This window comes from Gottfriedia acidiceleris (genome assembly GCF_050457485.1).
GTDB classification, from domain to species: domain Bacteria; phylum Bacillota; class Bacilli; order Bacillales; family Bacillaceae_G; genus Gottfriedia; species Gottfriedia acidiceleris_D.
The window spans coordinates 335,544-351,670 of the sequence record NZ_JBCMJM010000003.1; the positions used below are offsets into that span (position 1 = coordinate 335,544).

The following is a 16,127-nucleotide window of genomic DNA, read 5'->3' on the forward strand; positions in this document are numbered from 1 at the left end:
AGGAGTAACGAATATGTTAAAATTTGTCATTCGCCGTGTACTCATCATGATTCCTCAGCTTCTTATCTTGAGTATACTAATCTTTGCACTAGCTAAAGCAATGCCTGGTGATGCTCTAACTGGACGATCGATTAACCCAAAAGCTAATCCACAAGAAATTGAAAAAATTCGTGAAGAAATGGGTTTAAATGATCCTGCTTATGTTCAGTATTATCACTGGATTAAAAATGTTGCAAAAGGAGATTTTGGTGTTTCCTATACACACAAAATCAATGTAGTAGATGTAATCGGTGACCGTATTGGAAATACTGTATTACTTGCTCTCTGCGTGTTTATTGTAACTTATTTACTGGCAATTCCACTTGGTATTATCAGTGGGCGCTATAGCGACACGTGGGCCGATAAGCTGATAACCGGATATAACTATTTAGGTTTTGCTACCCCTCTATTTATTTTTGGAATTGTTATGTTGTTTGTTTTTGGATTTTATTTTGATCTTTTCCCTACGGGCGGTAGCGTAGACCCTCAGATAGCTGACGGAACTTTTGCTTATTATGTAAGCAAGTTAGATCATCTTGTTTTACCAACTTTATCAGGTGCACTTATTTCAACTGTTGGAATTTCTCAATATTTACGCAGTGAAATTATTGATACTAAAGTAAAAGATTTTGTAAGAACAGCTAGATCAAAAGGTGTTCCTGAATCAAGGGTTTATTCTCGTCATATTTTACGAAATTCATTTTTACCAATCGCTGCATTTTTAGGCTATGAGATTACTGGTTTAATAGCTGGTTCAGTATTTTTAGAATCAATTTTTGGATATCCAGGAATTGGGCAACTGTTCGTCAAATCCGTTATGTTACGTGATTTTACCGTTGTAAATGCGCTTGTTTTAATGACATGTCTTGCAACACTTTTTGGGACATTAATCTCAGATATTATTCTAAGCATCGTAGATCCACGTATACGGATTGAATAGGGTAGGTGAAATTTATGGAATTAAAAATCGAAAATCAAACTCATATTACTGAGCAACGAAAAAGTCCATCAGGATTTAGTGTCATTTGGGCTGAATTTAGACGAGATAAGTTAGCTTTAGGTTCTCTTATCGTGCTTGGCCTAATAATAATAAGTGTGTATGGTACTTCGCTTATTCTAGATCAAGATCAAATCGTTAAAGTAGACTTTCTATCAATCTATCAGCCTCCTTCCTCTACTCATTGGTTAGGTACTGACTACGGGGGACGCGATATATTTGGACAACTAATAATTGGGACAAGAAATTCCTTTACTATTGGATTTTTTATCACAATTATTACAAATCTACTAGGCCTAGCATTAGGTTTAATAGCTGGTTATTTTGGTGGTTGGGTAGACAGTGTCGTAATGCGTATTATTGACTTTTTCTTATCCTTACCAACATTAATGTTAATTATTGTATTCGTAACTGTAGTACCTAAATTCTCAATCATAAATTTCGTCCTTATTATGAGTCTTTTTTTATGGACAGGAAAAGCAAGATTAATTCGTTCAAAAGTATTATCAGAGAGCGAATTAGATTATGTGGCAGCAGCTAAAGCAATTGGCACACCGAATTGGAAAATCATTATCTCACACGTTTTACCAAACGTAAGCTCTTTAATTATTGTTGCATTCACTTTAAACCTAGCAGGAAATATTGGAATCGAATCTGGTCTAACCTTCCTTGGATTTGGTTTACCAGAAAGTACGCCAAGTTTAGGAACACTTGTTAGTTATGCAACAAATCCTGATGTTTTACAAAATAAGCTGTGGATATGGTTACCTGCATCGTGCATGATTTTAGTGCTCATGCTGAGTATAAATTTCATCGGTGAAGCGCTAAAGCGTGCAGCTGATGCTAGACAAAGAAGAGGATAATTAAAAAATAAGGAGAGTGGAAATATGAAAAATGCAAAAAGCTTTACTAAAGTATTAAGCGCAATGGCAGTATCTATGATGATTCTTTCAGCATGTAAAGGTGGCGACACAAAGACTTCAACTACTACTAAGCAAATCGATCAAGCTGCTTTTCCGATTAAAGTTACAAATAACAAAAAATCAATTTCAGGTGGCATTTTAAAATATGGTTTAGTTTCAGATACGCCATTTGAAGGTATCTTAAATACAGTTTTCTATGAAGGTGATCCAGATTCTCAAGTTCTTCAATTCTTTGATGAAGCACTTCTTTCAACAGATGAAAACTATATTTATGACCAAGATGGTGCTGCTACATATAAATTAAGCGACGACAAAAAGACAATCACATTAAAAATTCGTGATAATGTAAATTGGACGAATGGTGATCCAGTTACAGCAGAGGATTTAGAATATTCTTACCTTGTAATTGGTAATCCAAAATATACAGGTGTACGTTATGACTCACAAATGTCTATGATTGAAGGTATGGAAGATTATCATAACGGAAAGGCAAAAAATATTTCCGGAGTTAAAGTAATTGATCCTAAAACAATTTCAATTACCTTTAAAGAAGCAAACCCATCAGTTCTTACTGGTTTATGGACTAACCCACTACCTAAAAAATATTTAGGCAATGTGCCAATCGATAAGTTAGCATCATCTGACCAAATTCGTAAAGCTCCTATCGGCTTTGGACCATTTAAAATTAAAAAGATCACTCCAGGTGAAGCTGTAGAGTTCGAAGCGAATAAAGATTACTGGAACGGTGCTCCAAAACTTGACGGTGTACTTTTAAAAGTTGTTAATCCAACTATTGCTACATCTTCTCTAGCAAACGGAGATATCGATATCGCTTCTGTTTCAGCTGACCAATATGATCAAGCTAAAGAATTAAAAAATATCCAATTAATCGGTAAAACTGAGTTAGCTTACTCTTACATCGGATTTAAATTAGGTCATTACGATGCGAAAAATGGCGTAAACGTAATGGATAATCCAAAATTCCAAGATAAGCGTGTACGTCAAGCAATGGCTTATGCCCTTGATAATAAATCAGTTGGGGAAAAATTATACAAAGGATTACGAGTGCCTGCAACATCTGTAATTCCACCATCATTCCCTAAATACTTTGATAAAGCATTAAAAGGATATACTCATGACCCTGAAAAAGCTAAAAAATTACTAGATGAAGCTGGTTACAAAGATGTAACTGGAGATGGCTTACGTGAAGATCCAAACGGAAAACCATTTAAAATCAACTTCGCTTCTATGAGTGGTGGCGATATCGCTGAACCATTAGCACAATTCTACTTACAATCTTGGAAAGAAGTTGGCTTAGATGTTCAATTATTAGATGGACGTTTACATGAGTTCAACTCATTCTACGACATGGTAGAAAAAGATAATCCAAAAATCGATATTTTCGCAGCAGCTTGGGGAACAGGTTCTGATCCAGACCCATCTGGAATTTGGGCGAAAAACGCACCATTCAACTACGTTCGTTGGGTTAATAATGACAATGATAAACTATTAAAAGAAGGTATTTCAGCTAAAGCGTTTGATGAAAAATACCGTCAAGAAGTATATGATAAATGGCAAGAGCTTGTAAATGACGAAGTGCCAGTTATCCCTACTCTATTCCGCTTCGGTTTAGATGGAGTTAATAAGCGCGTTAAAGGTTACGACTTAACAGCTGGTCAAGGCTTCCAAGGTCACTTACAAGACATCACTGTAACAAGTGCAGAGTCTGAAAAAAATAAATAAGCTGTAAAAAATGTAGCTGTCCCTTAAGTCAATATACTTTTGGGACAGTTCTTTTTTTGTGTGTATAACTCCTTCCTTTTGGTTCTAAAGAATACATAGCCAACAGTAAAAATGTGGATAAGTAACTCCCCCCTTCCTTTCTATATTGAATTACTGAAAGTTATTAACAAGTACATGCGAACATTTATTGATATTTAATGCAGGGTCAGTTGAAAACAGTAATAAGATCATCAAAACAGTGGATAAGTAGCCGCTTTCCTCTTCAAAATCAAAAAAATATTAACGAAAATATGCACACTGTTGATAAAATTGTGAAATTTGTTAATAAAGTAGTAATTTTTATTTAATACTCTAAAACCGACCCAATTATTGCTAAACCTAATTAACAACACAACCACAATCAAGAAAACACAAAAAACTCGCTAGTAGTAACTTACTAGCGAGTTTTCACCAATTTTTGAGACAACCTCAAAACTATTAACTTACTTTTTTACTCTCTTCTTGCTCGTGTTTTTCAATTTTATGCTTAGCAGAGAAGTGATAATAAATTAAACATGCAATCATAAATGGTACACCACAGTACAATGCAATGCGTTGATCTGGGATAAATGCAAGGCTAATGATTACAGCTACATTTAAAATTAGAGCAATGATTGGAACGATTGGATAAAGAGGCGTTTTATATTTTAAATCCTCTACTTTTCCACCTTCTTGGATATATTTCTTTCTGCCTAAAAGGTTTGATAGTGCAATGCTTGCCCAAACAAATAAACAGCCAAATCCTGCAATTGATAGTAACCATAGATAAACCGTGTCTTCTGCGTAAATTCCGCTTAATAGTGATAAACATCCAAAGAACATACTAAAAGTTAAAGCGTTTAAAGGTACACCTTTTTTAGTCAATTTACCTAATTTAGCGCTAACCATTCCTTTTTGAGCCATTGAATACATCATACGTGATGTTGCGTATAAACCCGAGTTAGCAACTGATAAAACTGCTGTAATAATAACAAAGTTCATAATATCTGCTGCATATGGAATACCGATGTTATCAAATACTACTACGAATGGACTATCTACTAAGCCAGCTTTCTCCCAAGGGAATAAGCCTGCTAAAACAAATATTGATAAAATAAAGAATACTAGAATTCGCCATACAGTGTTATTAATCGCTTTTGGTACAGCTTTTGCTGGATCTTCACTTTCACCAGCTGCAATCCCTACTAATTCACTTCCTTGGAATGAGAAGTTAACTGCAACCATTGTGACGCAAATTGCTAAAAAGCCATTCGGGAAAAGTCCACCGTGGTCTGTAAAGTTAGTCAGCATTGGAGCCTTTGACCCTTCCACTGGTACAAAGCCAAACATTACTGCTCCACCTAAAATAATAAATAAAACAATTGTTACTACTTTAATACTTGCAAACCAAAACTCAACTTCAGCAAATGATTTCGTTGATAGTGCATTTACTGCGAATAATATTACCCCAAATACTACACACCAGATCCAAGTCGATACATCTGGAAACCATCTCTTCATTAACATACTCACTGTGATTAACTCTAACCCGATTGTTACCGACCAGTTTAACCATGCCATCCATCCAACTACATAGCCTGACGCTGGTGAGATATATTTAGTTGCATAAGTTTGATAAGAACCAGCATCTGGTAAATTAACTGCTAATTCTCCTAAACATAGCATTGTTAAATACATTACTAATCCACCTACTAAGTAGGCTAATATTGCTCCGCCTGGGCCAGCTTCACTAATTGTATAGCCTGATCCCATAAACAAACCTGTCCCAATTACTCCCCCAAGAGCAATCATAAACAAGTGTCTGCTTTTAAGCTCTTTCTTTAACCCCTGTTCTTGTTGTTTCATGAAAGTCCCTCCTCTAGATGTAAATTGTGCGTATAAGTTAAAATATTCTGATATAACAGAATATTATTCCCCCTATTTCCTTGACGCACATAAAAGCGCTTTAAATCAACATATTTTGAGACTAAATTTTCAGACACAATCTGAAAGCGTATACAAACTATTGTATCGAAATAATATCTTAATTATAAAAATAGAGTTTATTATCTGTCAATACAATATAATGCTCCAGATGAAATTTCCATCTGGAGCAAACCTATTAATCTATTAAACCCATCCACGGAAACGAGATGCTTCCGCCATTTTGCGAATACCAACCATATATGCAGCTAATCTCATATTTACTTTGCGATTAACTGAAGTTTGGTAAACACTATCAAATGAACGAACCATTTTTTCACGAAGCTTTTGAGCAACTTCTTCATCAGACCAGTAGTAACCTTGGTTATTTTGAACCCACTCAAAATAAGAAACAGAAACTCCACCAGCACTTGCTAGTACGTCTGGAACTAGTAAAATTTCGCGCTCTGTTAAAATTTTAGTAGCTTCAAGAGTCGTAGGACCATTTGCAGCTTCAACTACGATTGATGCTTTAATATTGTGAGCATTTTCAATTGTAATTTGGTTTGAAATTGCAGCTGGAACTAAAATATCACAAGGTTTTTCTAGTAATTCTTTATTCGAAATTACATCAGTAAATAAGTTAGTTACCGTTCCAAAGCTATCTCTTTTTTCTAGTAAGCTATGAATATCTAAACCGTCTGGATCGTATAATGCGCCAAGTGCATCAGAAATACCGACTACCTTTGCACCTGCTTCAACCATGAACTTCGCTAAGAAGCTACCCGCATTTCCAAATCCTTGAACAATGACACTAGCACCCTTTAAGTCGATTCCCTTACGTTTAGCAGCCTCTTCGATACAAATTGTAACACCTTGAGCTGTAGCTGTTTCACGTCCTTCTGATCCACCTAATACTAGAGGTTTACCAGTAATAAATCCAGGAGAATCAAACTCTTGAATTCTACTATATTCATCCATCATCCAAGCCATAATTTGTGGGTTAGTATATACGTCTGGAGCAGGAATATCTTTTGTTGGTCCAACGATTTGACTAATCGCACGAACATATCCTCTACTTAAACGCTCTAACTCAAAAACTGACATTTTTCTCGGATCACAAATGATACCGCCTTTTCCCCCACCGTATGGTAAATCAACGATACCGCATTTTAAGCTCATCCACATTGATAAAGCTTTTACTTCGTCCTCATTAACCTCAGGATGGAAACGAATTCCACCCTTTGTTGGACCTACAGAATCATTATGTTGTGAACGATAGCCAGTGAAAATTTTCACTGAGCCATCATCCATTCTTACCGGAATTTGAACTGTTAAAAATCGTAATGGTTCTTTTAATAACTCATAAAGTTCTTTTGAATAACCAAGTTTATGAAGTGCTTCTGAGATTACTTCTTGAGTAGACTCAATTAATTCTCTGCCTTCTTCTTTGATTTTGTTTTGTACTTCATTTTGTGGGATTGTAGTTGTCATTTTTATCGCTCCATTTATACAGTTGCTTTATATTGGCTAAATACTTCGTTAATTTGTTGAATTGACCAGTCTAAATCTTCTTTTGAAATAATTAATGGTGGTGCAAAACGAATTACTGTATCATGTGTTTCTTTACATAATAAACCTTGTTTCTTCAATGCTTCACAATAAACACGTGCTGGTACATGAAGTTCAACACCAATAAATAATCCACGTCCTCTAACTTCTTTAATATGAGGATGATCGATTTCTTTTAATTTTTCCATAAAGTAGTTTCCAAGCTCATTTGAACGCTCAGCTAACTTCTCTTCTTCAAGAACTTCTAGAGCAGCTACAGAAACTGCACAAGCTAATGGATTTCCACCAAATGTAGATCCGTGAGAACCTGGCTCAAATACGCCTAAGATTGAACGATTTGCAGCAACACAAGAAATCGGGAATACTCCGCCACCAAGTGCTTTACCTAAAATGTACATGTCAGGAATTACTCCATCCCAATCACATGCAAAAGTTTTACCAGTTCTACATAAACCTGTTTGAATTTCATCTGCAATAAATAATACATTTTCATTCTTACAAACTTCAGCTACTTCAGGTAAGAATCCCTCTTTAGGGATATTAATTCCAGCTTCACCTTGAATTGGTTCAATTAAGAATGCAGCAGTATTAGGCGTAATTGCAGCTTTTAATGCCTCAATATCGCCATAAGGAATTAACTTAATTCCTGGTAAGAATGGTCCAAATCCACGTTGATAGTCTTTTTCTGATGATAAAGAAACTGCAGCCATCGTACGTCCGTGGAAGTTTCCAACACAAGCGATAATTTCAGCTTGGTTTTCTTCTACACCTTTAACATCATAAGCCCATCTTCTAGCAGCTTTAATAGCTGTCTCAACAGCTTCAGCACCAGTGTTCATAGGTAAAATCATATCTTTGTTAGTAACTTTTGCTACTTTTTCGAACCACTCACCCATGTTTTCACTATAGAAAGCACGAGAAGTTAATGTAACTTTGTCAGCTTGATCTTTTAAAGCTTGGATAATTTTTGGATGACGATGTCCTTGGTTTACAGAAGAATATGCGCTTAACATATCTAAATATCTGTTACCCTCAGGGTCTGTAACCCAAATACCTTCAGCTTTAGCGATTACTACTGGAAGTGGATGATAGTTATTTGCGCCATATTGATTTGTTTGGTCAATGATCTTTTGAGAATTAGTAGTCATTTGAGTTCCCCCAATATTATTGATTAATTTTTAGTTTCTTACTAAAAGAATAAGCAATTTCCGTGCCAAACATGTTAAATAAATTAAAATTCACAAAATGTACTTATTCTAAGCGTTATTCGTCCTTAAGCATGATACCGTTTTCAATTTACCGCAAAATATTTTTGCATTCAGGCGCAAAATTAATTAAAATATGCATAGAATATTTGCAGCAAAAAAAACGATTAACAAAGAAAATTAGCACATTCGGAAAAAAACTGCCTTTTTATCTTACCAAAAATAGTTAGAAGTGCAAATTTTTTCTATTGTCATAATGAAAAGAGAGAATTATATGAAAAATGATAAACAAAACTTTTTAGCTGTTGATGAGTTACTACAATTAATATTAGAAGAAATAGATATCGGTATACATGTAGTTGATCAAGATGCAAATACAATGGTATATAACCGCAAAATGATGGAAATCGAAATGATGAATGAAGAGGATGTCTTACATAAAAATCTTTTAGATGTCTTCACATTTCAAAAAAACCAATCGAGCACCTTACTTGATGCCCTCCAAAAAGGTAAAGTACGAAAAAATATTAAACAATCTTATTTTAATAATAAAGGAAAAGAAGTTACGACAATCAATGATACTTACCCAATAATGAAAGAAAATAAAATTATTGGAGCAATTGAAATGGTTCGCGACGTGACGGAATTAAAGCAATCTGTGCAGGAAGGTATTCTTCAAAATCGAAATACACGTTATACATTTGAACAATTAATCGGAACATCCGGTTCATTTAAAAGCATAATTGAAGATGCAAAAAGATCTGCCAAAACTTCATCATCAGTTTTAATTGTAGGTGAAACTGGAACAGGTAAAGAACTATTCGCTCAAAGCATTCACAATGCTAGCAAAAGAGCAACAAAGCCATTCATATCTCAAAATTGTGCCGCACTTCCAGAATCTTTAATTGAAAGTATTCTTTTTGGGACAAAAAAAGGAGCATTTACTGGGGCAATTGATAAGCCTGGATTATTTGAAGAGGCAAATGGTGGAACATTATTATTAGATGAAATTAATTCACTTAGCCCTAACTTACAGGCTAAACTTCTAAGGGTTATTCAAGAACGTAAAGTTAGAAGAATTGGTGAAATTAACGAAAAAGAATTAGATGTTCGAATTATCGCTACGATAAACGAAGACCCTATTGAAGCAATCGCGAATAATCATTTACGTAAAGACTTATATTACCGTCTAAGTGTCGTTTCATTATTTCTACCACCACTACGTGAACGTTTCGAAGATATATTGTTGTTAGCAAACTTCTTTATTCAAAAATATAATCGTCTTTTTGGTCATCGAGTAACTAATTTAGATGAAGATGTAGCAAATTTCTTCCTGAATCATAACTGGCCAGGTAATATACGCGAACTTGAACATATGATTGAAGGTGCAATGAACTTAGTAGAAAATGAAACAACTATATCTCAAACTCATTTACCATCTAGGTTTTTTAATGAAAAAAGAAATACAAACGTAGCACCGACTGCTCAACAAATTAGAGAAGTTAAAATAAATCAATCGGAATTAACAGATGATAAATCAAATTTGAAAATTACTTTATTAAACAATGAAAAGCAGTATATTATAAATGTTTTAAATGAGCATAACGGCAATATTACACAGGCTGCAAAAAAATTAGGCATCAGTAGACAAAACTTACAATATCGAATTCGCAAGTTTAATTTATTGAATGATTAAGTAAAAAATTAATCGTAACAAATTCTAAGTTTCCAGTACGTTTAAAATGCAATATGCCCAAACCTTCAGCATTTGTCCTGCATATTTTGAATATGTAAGACTTAAACGTAAAGGAGGTTTGATTGTATGCAAAATGAACAAGATTATCGTCCGTTTGGTGGTGGCTTCCATGGTGGGATGGGTGGCTTTCACGGTGGAATGGGTGGATTTGGTAGACCTGGATTTGGTTTTGGTAGACCTGGATTTGGATTCGGCAGACCTGGATTTGGCTTTGGACGTCCGTTCTTCCGTCCATTTTTCCCATTTTTCCCATTTTTTTGGGGTGGTTATGGTTATGGCTATCCTTACTACTATTGCCCACCAGGATACTATTGTCCTCCCCCTTATTACTACTAAAAATGTAAAAATAAAAAATATAAAAGAGAAGGCTTATAAACCTTCTCTTTTTTTATAGTGATATTGTTGAATAACTTCCTACAACATCTACTGAAAAGCCCAAAGCTTCCAATTCCTGCTTTACTCCAGGTAATAACACTTCATCATAGCCCATCTCAACATCGATAATGAAAAAGTAATTTCCTAATCCAGTTTTCGTCGGACGTGACTCGATTTTTGAAAGGTCAATTTTTCTCCATGCAAATGCAGAAAGTACTTGGTGAAGCGCACCAGCATGATTCTCCGGCATGTTAATAACTAGAGTTGCCTTAGTATGTTTAGGTTGAAAATAACTTGTTTCTAATTTAGCATTTTGTCTTTGCAAAACAACAAATCTTGTGTGGTTATATGAATTTGAATGAATATCTGAAGCAACAATTTCTAATCCATATTTCTTTGCAGCAAATTCGTTAGCGATCGCAGCTATACACTCATTAGGTTGCTCACTAACCATTTTAGCTGCAGCACTTGTAGAAGTAACAGGTTCTAACTTTGTATATTTATATTGATTATGCAAAAATGTGTGACACTGAGCTAACGCATGGGAATGAGAATAAATCACCTCAATATCCTTTACTCGATGTACTTGTCCTTTTGCCATCAATAAATGCTGTCTTATCGGTATAATAATTTCACCAACCATTTTTAATGGCTGTTCATGTACAAGATAATCAATTGTTGTAGTAACAGATCCTTCAACCGAATTCTCTATTGGAACGACAACTAAATCAACTTCACCTTCCGCTACATTATCCATACAAACTGGAATACTAGAATAAGCAATATGTTCATCATTCTTAAAAACAGACCGAACAGCAACATGTGTAAAAGTCGCCTCAGGACCTAAATACCCAACCTTCACGTTCCCACTCCTTTTAATTTTTAATTATACTAAAAAGAGTTAAGATTAAAAGTAAAATGTTTAATTTTTAGCAATTATCTTACAAATCTCGCAAATATTCGCTTTAAAGGCTACTTTGACGAATCTTTAACGTCGTAGGAACAATCACTTTTTTGGCTACTTTCCTACCTAAAAGTCTTTCCATTAATAAATCCACTGCAGATTCACCCATCAATTCAGTGTAAACCTTCAAAGTACTTAAACTAGGAAAAAGATATTTTGAAAACACGAAATCATTCATTCCGATTAAATTCACACGCTCTGGCACTGATATTTTTGCTTCATGAAGTGCTCTTAAACATCCGACAGCCATCGTATCACAACCAATTATAAATGCTGTTGGTAAATCTCCACCTTGTTCTCGAATTGCTTTGTTCATCAAATTAAACCCTGCTTCAGCTGTAAATTCACTTAAGTACAGATTCTCTTTTCGAAAGAGGCCCTTTTCCTCTAAATAATTTTTATATGTTTTCACTCGAGAATTAATTTTTTGACCTTGCTTCTTGTCATACTCGCGTCCACCAATATATCCGATTTTTTGATGTCCATGCGAAATAAAATGATCTAAAATTTTTATAATAGCATTCTCATAATCTGTAACAACAGAATCGTATTTCTCTTCATCTGGTGAAAAATCAACAAAAACGATATTTTTTGATACTTTTTTCAATGAACTAATTTGCTGATCATCAAACTTACCTAATGCAATCACACCAAGTATTTGCTCATCTAACATCCCCTTTTCATTTCCACGAAAAAAAGTAGAAATGTGCAGGGAATGTTGTTCACACTTATTTTCAATTCCAAAACGAATTAGCATATAAAAAAGATCACTTAGTTCTTCATTTCCATTATCACCTTTAACAAGTGCGATTTTAGCAATGTTCTTTTTTACTTTCGATTTTTTCTTATATGAAAGCTTTTCTGCTGTTTCAAAAATTCTTTGTTTTGTATCGTCACTTACTGATAGTGCAGGGTCATAATTAAGCACTCTTGATACAGTAGCAATCGATACACCTGCTTTTTCGGCAATTTCTTTAATTGTAGTCATTACAACTCTCCTCGTAACCTTCCAATCTGAATTGTTTTCGAAACTATTACTTTAATTTTAACAGTTGAAGGTTGTTCGATTATTCATTAAATATGGAGAATTTTTTACATATTTTATTTTCTTTAAATCAAGATCGTATAATTAAGTTTTATTTATGCAATTTTGAAATATTATAATTTACAGGAGGAGAATTTAATTTTTTCGGAGTAATCTTAGCTGTTTTTTAATTGTTGAAAATATTGATGTGGTTTCTCGCTTCTATTCGTATAAAGTTTTTAACATTGTATCTGTTAAAGCTTCAACTGATTTAGTAGAGGATAGCCCTACTTCATTTGGAAGATTACTGTAAATCAGTATGTCCATCCCCCTATTAATACGATACCCTGCTTGTTTTAAATAACTTATCACTTTCTTTAAGTAGCTAGTCCAGTCATGCTTTATTTCGTCCCCTAAATCATTTAAAGAAATTTCAATGATTCCTAAATCTTCAAAGTTTAAGGATACTAATTTAATTAATTGCGTCTCTGTTCTAGACAAAAGCACATAAATGCCAAATGATTGTGAAGCATGTTGACCATTTCCATCAAAGTCTGTAATTTCTTCGATTTCGTCAGTATGACCTGATACAAAAAAAACGCGTAAATTAGAATGACTGTAATACTGATTGTAAACTGATATTAAGTCTTTAACATTCATTTCCTTATCACTCCTATAACTAATTTTCCATGATCCCTACCCGCTTTTCGATCTGATAGAAATAGATAAACCAAACATTTAGTTATCTAACCCTGTATCTCCTCACTATCAATTCTTACTGTTAGTAGATAACAATCTTACTATTACGGATCACCATCCTAGTTTTTAAAAGCTACTACCTTAGCAATGGAACATAATAAAGAGAAAAGAGTTCTATTAAAAGTATCCTACTCCCATGGATATTATTGGTCAATAATTTTCCCAATTAAAATTTACTAAAATGGAAGTATTTTTTACTTAGTTTTTTATTCTGTCACAATTAATGTTCTAATAAGGAAAATAACGAGGTTTCCACTTAATTTAAAGCTCTTAGGATAATAGTTCTATTAGATTATTAATAGTAATTATTTTACATCTTTTACTAGTTGGATCGATTTTAGAGTTATATCTATATAACAAAAGAAATAAAATTCACTAAAATATTTTAACGTTTACAATACAGCTCCAATTTTATTTACTTGTTGAAAGAAATAAGTTTATTACTTTCAGAAAATTTAATAAACTATATATAGGGAGTTCGATTTGACTTAAAAGGATTAAGAAGTGTGAGACTTACAATTTATTAAAAGGGGGTCTTAATAATGTCAGGGTTTGGTGCAGATTTTGATATTTTTAAAATTATCGCTTTCGTATTCCCAATCATTTTCGTCTTCGTTTTTGCAGGTATATTTTTTGCACTAATAAAAGGATTAAAGCAATGGAATTATAATAATAAACAACCCAAATTAATTGTCCCAGCAAAAATAGTTACTAAAAGAATAGATTACGTTCAGCGTGCTAATACGAATCAGTTCGCTCATTCCTCTACACATTATTATGTTACACTTGAGGTCGAATCTGGGGACAGAATTGAATTTCAAATTGATGGGTTCATTTATGGTCAATTAGTAGAAAATGATACGGGAAAACTAACTTTCCAAGGAACGAGATTCATAAACTTTGAGCGACAATAATTTCTTTTCGGGGTGGAATAATGAATGTTTTCATAAGTGGTGCCACGGGTTTTTTAGGAAAACATACTACTAAAAAATTAAGTGAAATGGGCTATTCCGTTATAGCCTTTGGAAGAAATGAGGAAGCAGCTAAATTTTTCAACAATTTGGAGAATGTCACCTTTGTCAAAGGCGATTTGAATGACTCTGTCTTATTAGAAGAAAATATAAAGAATGTAGACTATGTAATCCATTGTGCTGCACTTGCAGCACCTTTTGGACGTTTTTCTGAATTTGAGAAAACAAATGTTGAAGGGACAAAAAATATTGTTAAAGCTTCACTTTCAACAGATTTAAAAAAGTTTATTAATATTTCGACCCCGAGTGTGTACTTTACTAGTGAGAGTCGTAAAGATGTTAAAGAAAGTGATCCACTGCCATCAAAACACTCCAATTACTACGCTAAAACAAAACATATGGCAGATTTAATTATTGAAGATGCAATTGAAAAAGGACTACCTGCAATCTCATTAAGACCTAGACAAATTTTTGGTCCTTTCGATCATACGATTTTCGGAAGATTTATACAGATAAATGAAAATGGAGGAATTCCATTAGTTCATAAAGGACAAGTTCTAATGGATTTTACTTATATCGATAATGTTGTCGATATGATCATAGCTTGTATGAATGCAGATAATGCCTTTAATGGTGAATACTACAATATTACAAATGATCAACCTATGTATTTAATTGACGTGCTTAAACAGCTCTTCTATGCCTTAAATAAAGAGTTGCACACAAAAAATATCCCACCAAAACTACTGTCATTTATCGCGTTAAATTCGGAAATAATTGCAAGGATTACTAACAAACCACCAAAAGTATCCAAGCATATTGCCAATTTCTTAAGTTACGACTATACACTAAATATTGAAAAAATCAAAAGTGATTTAAACTATGTACCAAAAGTATCAATTAGTGAGGGTATTAAGCGTTATGCTGACTGGTACTTAACTACAAAAGATCGAAAGTAAGACAAACTAAAAACAAGCTAAAGTCACCTAAATTAATTATATTTAAGTGATTTTAGCTTGTTTTTGATTAGCTGCAATAGGCTGTTTATTTACCCTAAAGCAATGTTAATAGCAATCTCAAACTATATTTTCTTTATAAAAATATATTAGAAATCTATTTAATAGTTGTTTTTATCTCCTTAATATTTAAAGACCATAATCCACTATTTAGAATTGTATCTGCATCTACTATATTTAATCGTTCTTTGAATAATGGGCCATCAATTACAAACGTATGATATTCTCCGCTCTCGCCCATTAAACAGATTTCTTTGCTAATGAATAGTTGTTTTAAATCTTCATTTAAGCCCTTACCCACGATCGCAGAATCAAAAATATTCTCTTTTGCCCTACAAATAATTGCATCGTATCCAGTCTCAAGCCATTGATCTAGTAAATTAGTAGTTTCACTTTTCTTAATCCACACTGGGAACATCGGTTCAAGTCCTACCTTAGTTGCAACTAGTTCATTCCATTGTCGATCTTCCTCGACATATAAAGTACCAAATGCAATTGCAGAAAGGTCAAATTGCTCTTTTATTGTTTTTAATCCATTGATCATTGACTCCTCGTATTTACCTGCAGAGTCAATCATGACAAGGGGAATACCAATTGCATCAGCTTGCATTTGTAAGAAATTAAGCGGCGTCCCGTGCGCATGATTTCTTTCATCCTTTTTCGATACCATTGATACTAAACAGGCCACTTCATATTTGTTTTTAATTAGTAAGTCTAATGCTAAACAACAATCCTTCCCACCACTCCAAGAAACTGCTACTTTACGGTTGTTCACTTATCCCATACCTCCTTAACATTAAAACGATAGAAAAAATTAAATTTCTACCCATAGTTTATAACAA

At 33.7% G+C, this 16,127-nt stretch carries 14 protein-coding genes; 7 read left to right on the forward strand and 7 right to left on the reverse strand.

The features are described from left to right. Window positions 1–13 precede the first annotated feature (13 nt). Genes opp4B through opp4A form a run of 3 tightly spaced genes read left to right on the forward strand, consistent with a single transcriptional unit; the run spans window position 14 to window position 3,702 of the window. A complete protein-coding gene (gene opp4B / locus ABEY15_RS04215; protein WP_429888644.1) occupies window positions 14–979 on the forward strand; it encodes an oligopeptide ABC transporter permease in 966 nt (321 codons plus the stop codon). Between the two features lie 14 nt (window positions 980–993). Then, the gene (locus ABEY15_RS04220; RefSeq protein ID WP_069032748.1) at window positions 994–1,899 is read left to right on the forward strand and encodes an ABC transporter permease; all 906 of its coding nucleotides are present in this window, start codon (window positions 994–996) and stop codon (window positions 1,897–1,899) included. A gap of 24 nt (window positions 1,900–1,923) precedes the next feature. Next, a complete protein-coding gene (opp4A, locus tag ABEY15_RS04225; RefSeq protein ID WP_429888646.1) occupies window positions 1,924–3,702 on the forward strand; it encodes an oligopeptide ABC transporter substrate-binding protein in 1,779 nt (592 codons plus the stop codon). 477 nt (window positions 3,703–4,179) lie between these two features. Here the strand turns inward: opp4A and ABEY15_RS04230 are convergent, their stop codons facing one another. From ABEY15_RS04230 to ABEY15_RS04240, 3 genes are all read right to left on the reverse strand, one after another. After that, complete coding sequence (locus ABEY15_RS04230) at window positions 4,180–5,586, reverse strand: amino acid permease (RefSeq protein ID WP_429888647.1); 1,407 nt, start codon at window positions 5,584–5,586, stop codon at window positions 4,180–4,182. 264 nt (window positions 5,587–5,850) lie between these two features. Then, window positions 5,851–7,137, reverse strand: a complete 1,287-nt coding sequence (locus tag ABEY15_RS04235) for a Glu/Leu/Phe/Val family dehydrogenase (protein WP_429888648.1) — start codon at window positions 7,135–7,137, stop codon at window positions 5,851–5,853. Window positions 7,138–7,151: 14 nt separating this feature from the next. After that, window positions 7,152–8,363 (reverse strand): ornithine--oxo-acid transaminase, encoded by a 1,212-nt coding sequence (locus ABEY15_RS04240; RefSeq protein WP_429888650.1) that lies wholly within the window; start codon window positions 8,361–8,363, stop codon window positions 7,152–7,154. 331 nt (window positions 8,364–8,694) lie between these two features. Here ABEY15_RS04240 and ABEY15_RS04245 point away from each other — a divergent pair, with 331 nt between their 5' ends. Beyond that, window positions 8,695–10,116, forward strand: a complete 1,422-nt coding sequence (locus ABEY15_RS04245) for a sigma-54 interaction domain-containing protein (protein WP_429888652.1) — start codon at window positions 8,695–8,697, stop codon at window positions 10,114–10,116. Window positions 10,117–10,242: 126 nt separating this feature from the next. After that, window positions 10,243–10,512, forward strand: a complete 270-nt coding sequence (locus ABEY15_RS04250) for a hypothetical protein (protein WP_387363496.1) — start codon at window positions 10,243–10,245, stop codon at window positions 10,510–10,512. A 52-nt stretch (window positions 10,513–10,564) separates the two neighbouring features. Here ABEY15_RS04250 and pheA read toward each other — a convergent pair whose 3' ends face one another. The 3 genes from pheA to ABEY15_RS04265 form a co-directional block, all read right to left on the reverse strand. Beyond that, window positions 10,565–11,413, reverse strand: a complete 849-nt coding sequence (gene pheA, locus ABEY15_RS04255) for a prephenate dehydratase (RefSeq protein WP_429888654.1) — start codon at window positions 11,411–11,413, stop codon at window positions 10,565–10,567. 103 nt (window positions 11,414–11,516) lie between these two features. After that, window positions 11,517–12,503, reverse strand: a complete 987-nt coding sequence (locus ABEY15_RS04260) for a LacI family DNA-binding transcriptional regulator (protein WP_429888655.1) — start codon at window positions 12,501–12,503, stop codon at window positions 11,517–11,519. Between the two features lie 258 nt (window positions 12,504–12,761). Then, window positions 12,762–13,199, reverse strand: coding sequence for a hypothetical protein (locus tag ABEY15_RS04265; protein WP_429888656.1), 438 nt, complete (start codon window positions 13,197–13,199; stop codon window positions 12,762–12,764). 641 nt (window positions 13,200–13,840) lie between these two features. Here ABEY15_RS04265 and ABEY15_RS04270 point away from each other — a divergent pair. Together ABEY15_RS04270 and ABEY15_RS04275 are read left to right on the forward strand one after the other, a co-directional pair. Beyond that, window positions 13,841–14,212: a DUF2500 domain-containing protein gene (locus tag ABEY15_RS04270; RefSeq protein ID WP_429888657.1), complete on the forward strand. Its 372-nt coding sequence runs from the start codon at window positions 13,841–13,843 to the stop codon at window positions 14,210–14,212. A gap of 20 nt (window positions 14,213–14,232) precedes the next feature. Next, window positions 14,233–15,228 (forward strand): NAD-dependent epimerase/dehydratase family protein, encoded by a 996-nt coding sequence (locus tag ABEY15_RS04275; RefSeq protein WP_429888659.1) that lies wholly within the window; start codon window positions 14,233–14,235, stop codon window positions 15,226–15,228. 154 nt (window positions 15,229–15,382) lie between these two features. Here the strand turns inward: ABEY15_RS04275 and ABEY15_RS04280 are convergent, their stop codons facing one another. After that, the gene (locus tag ABEY15_RS04280) at window positions 15,383–16,060 is read right to left on the reverse strand and encodes a diphthine--ammonia ligase (RefSeq protein WP_429888660.1); all 678 of its coding nucleotides are present in this window, start codon (window positions 16,058–16,060) and stop codon (window positions 15,383–15,385) included. Window positions 16,061–16,127 lie beyond the last annotated feature (67 nt).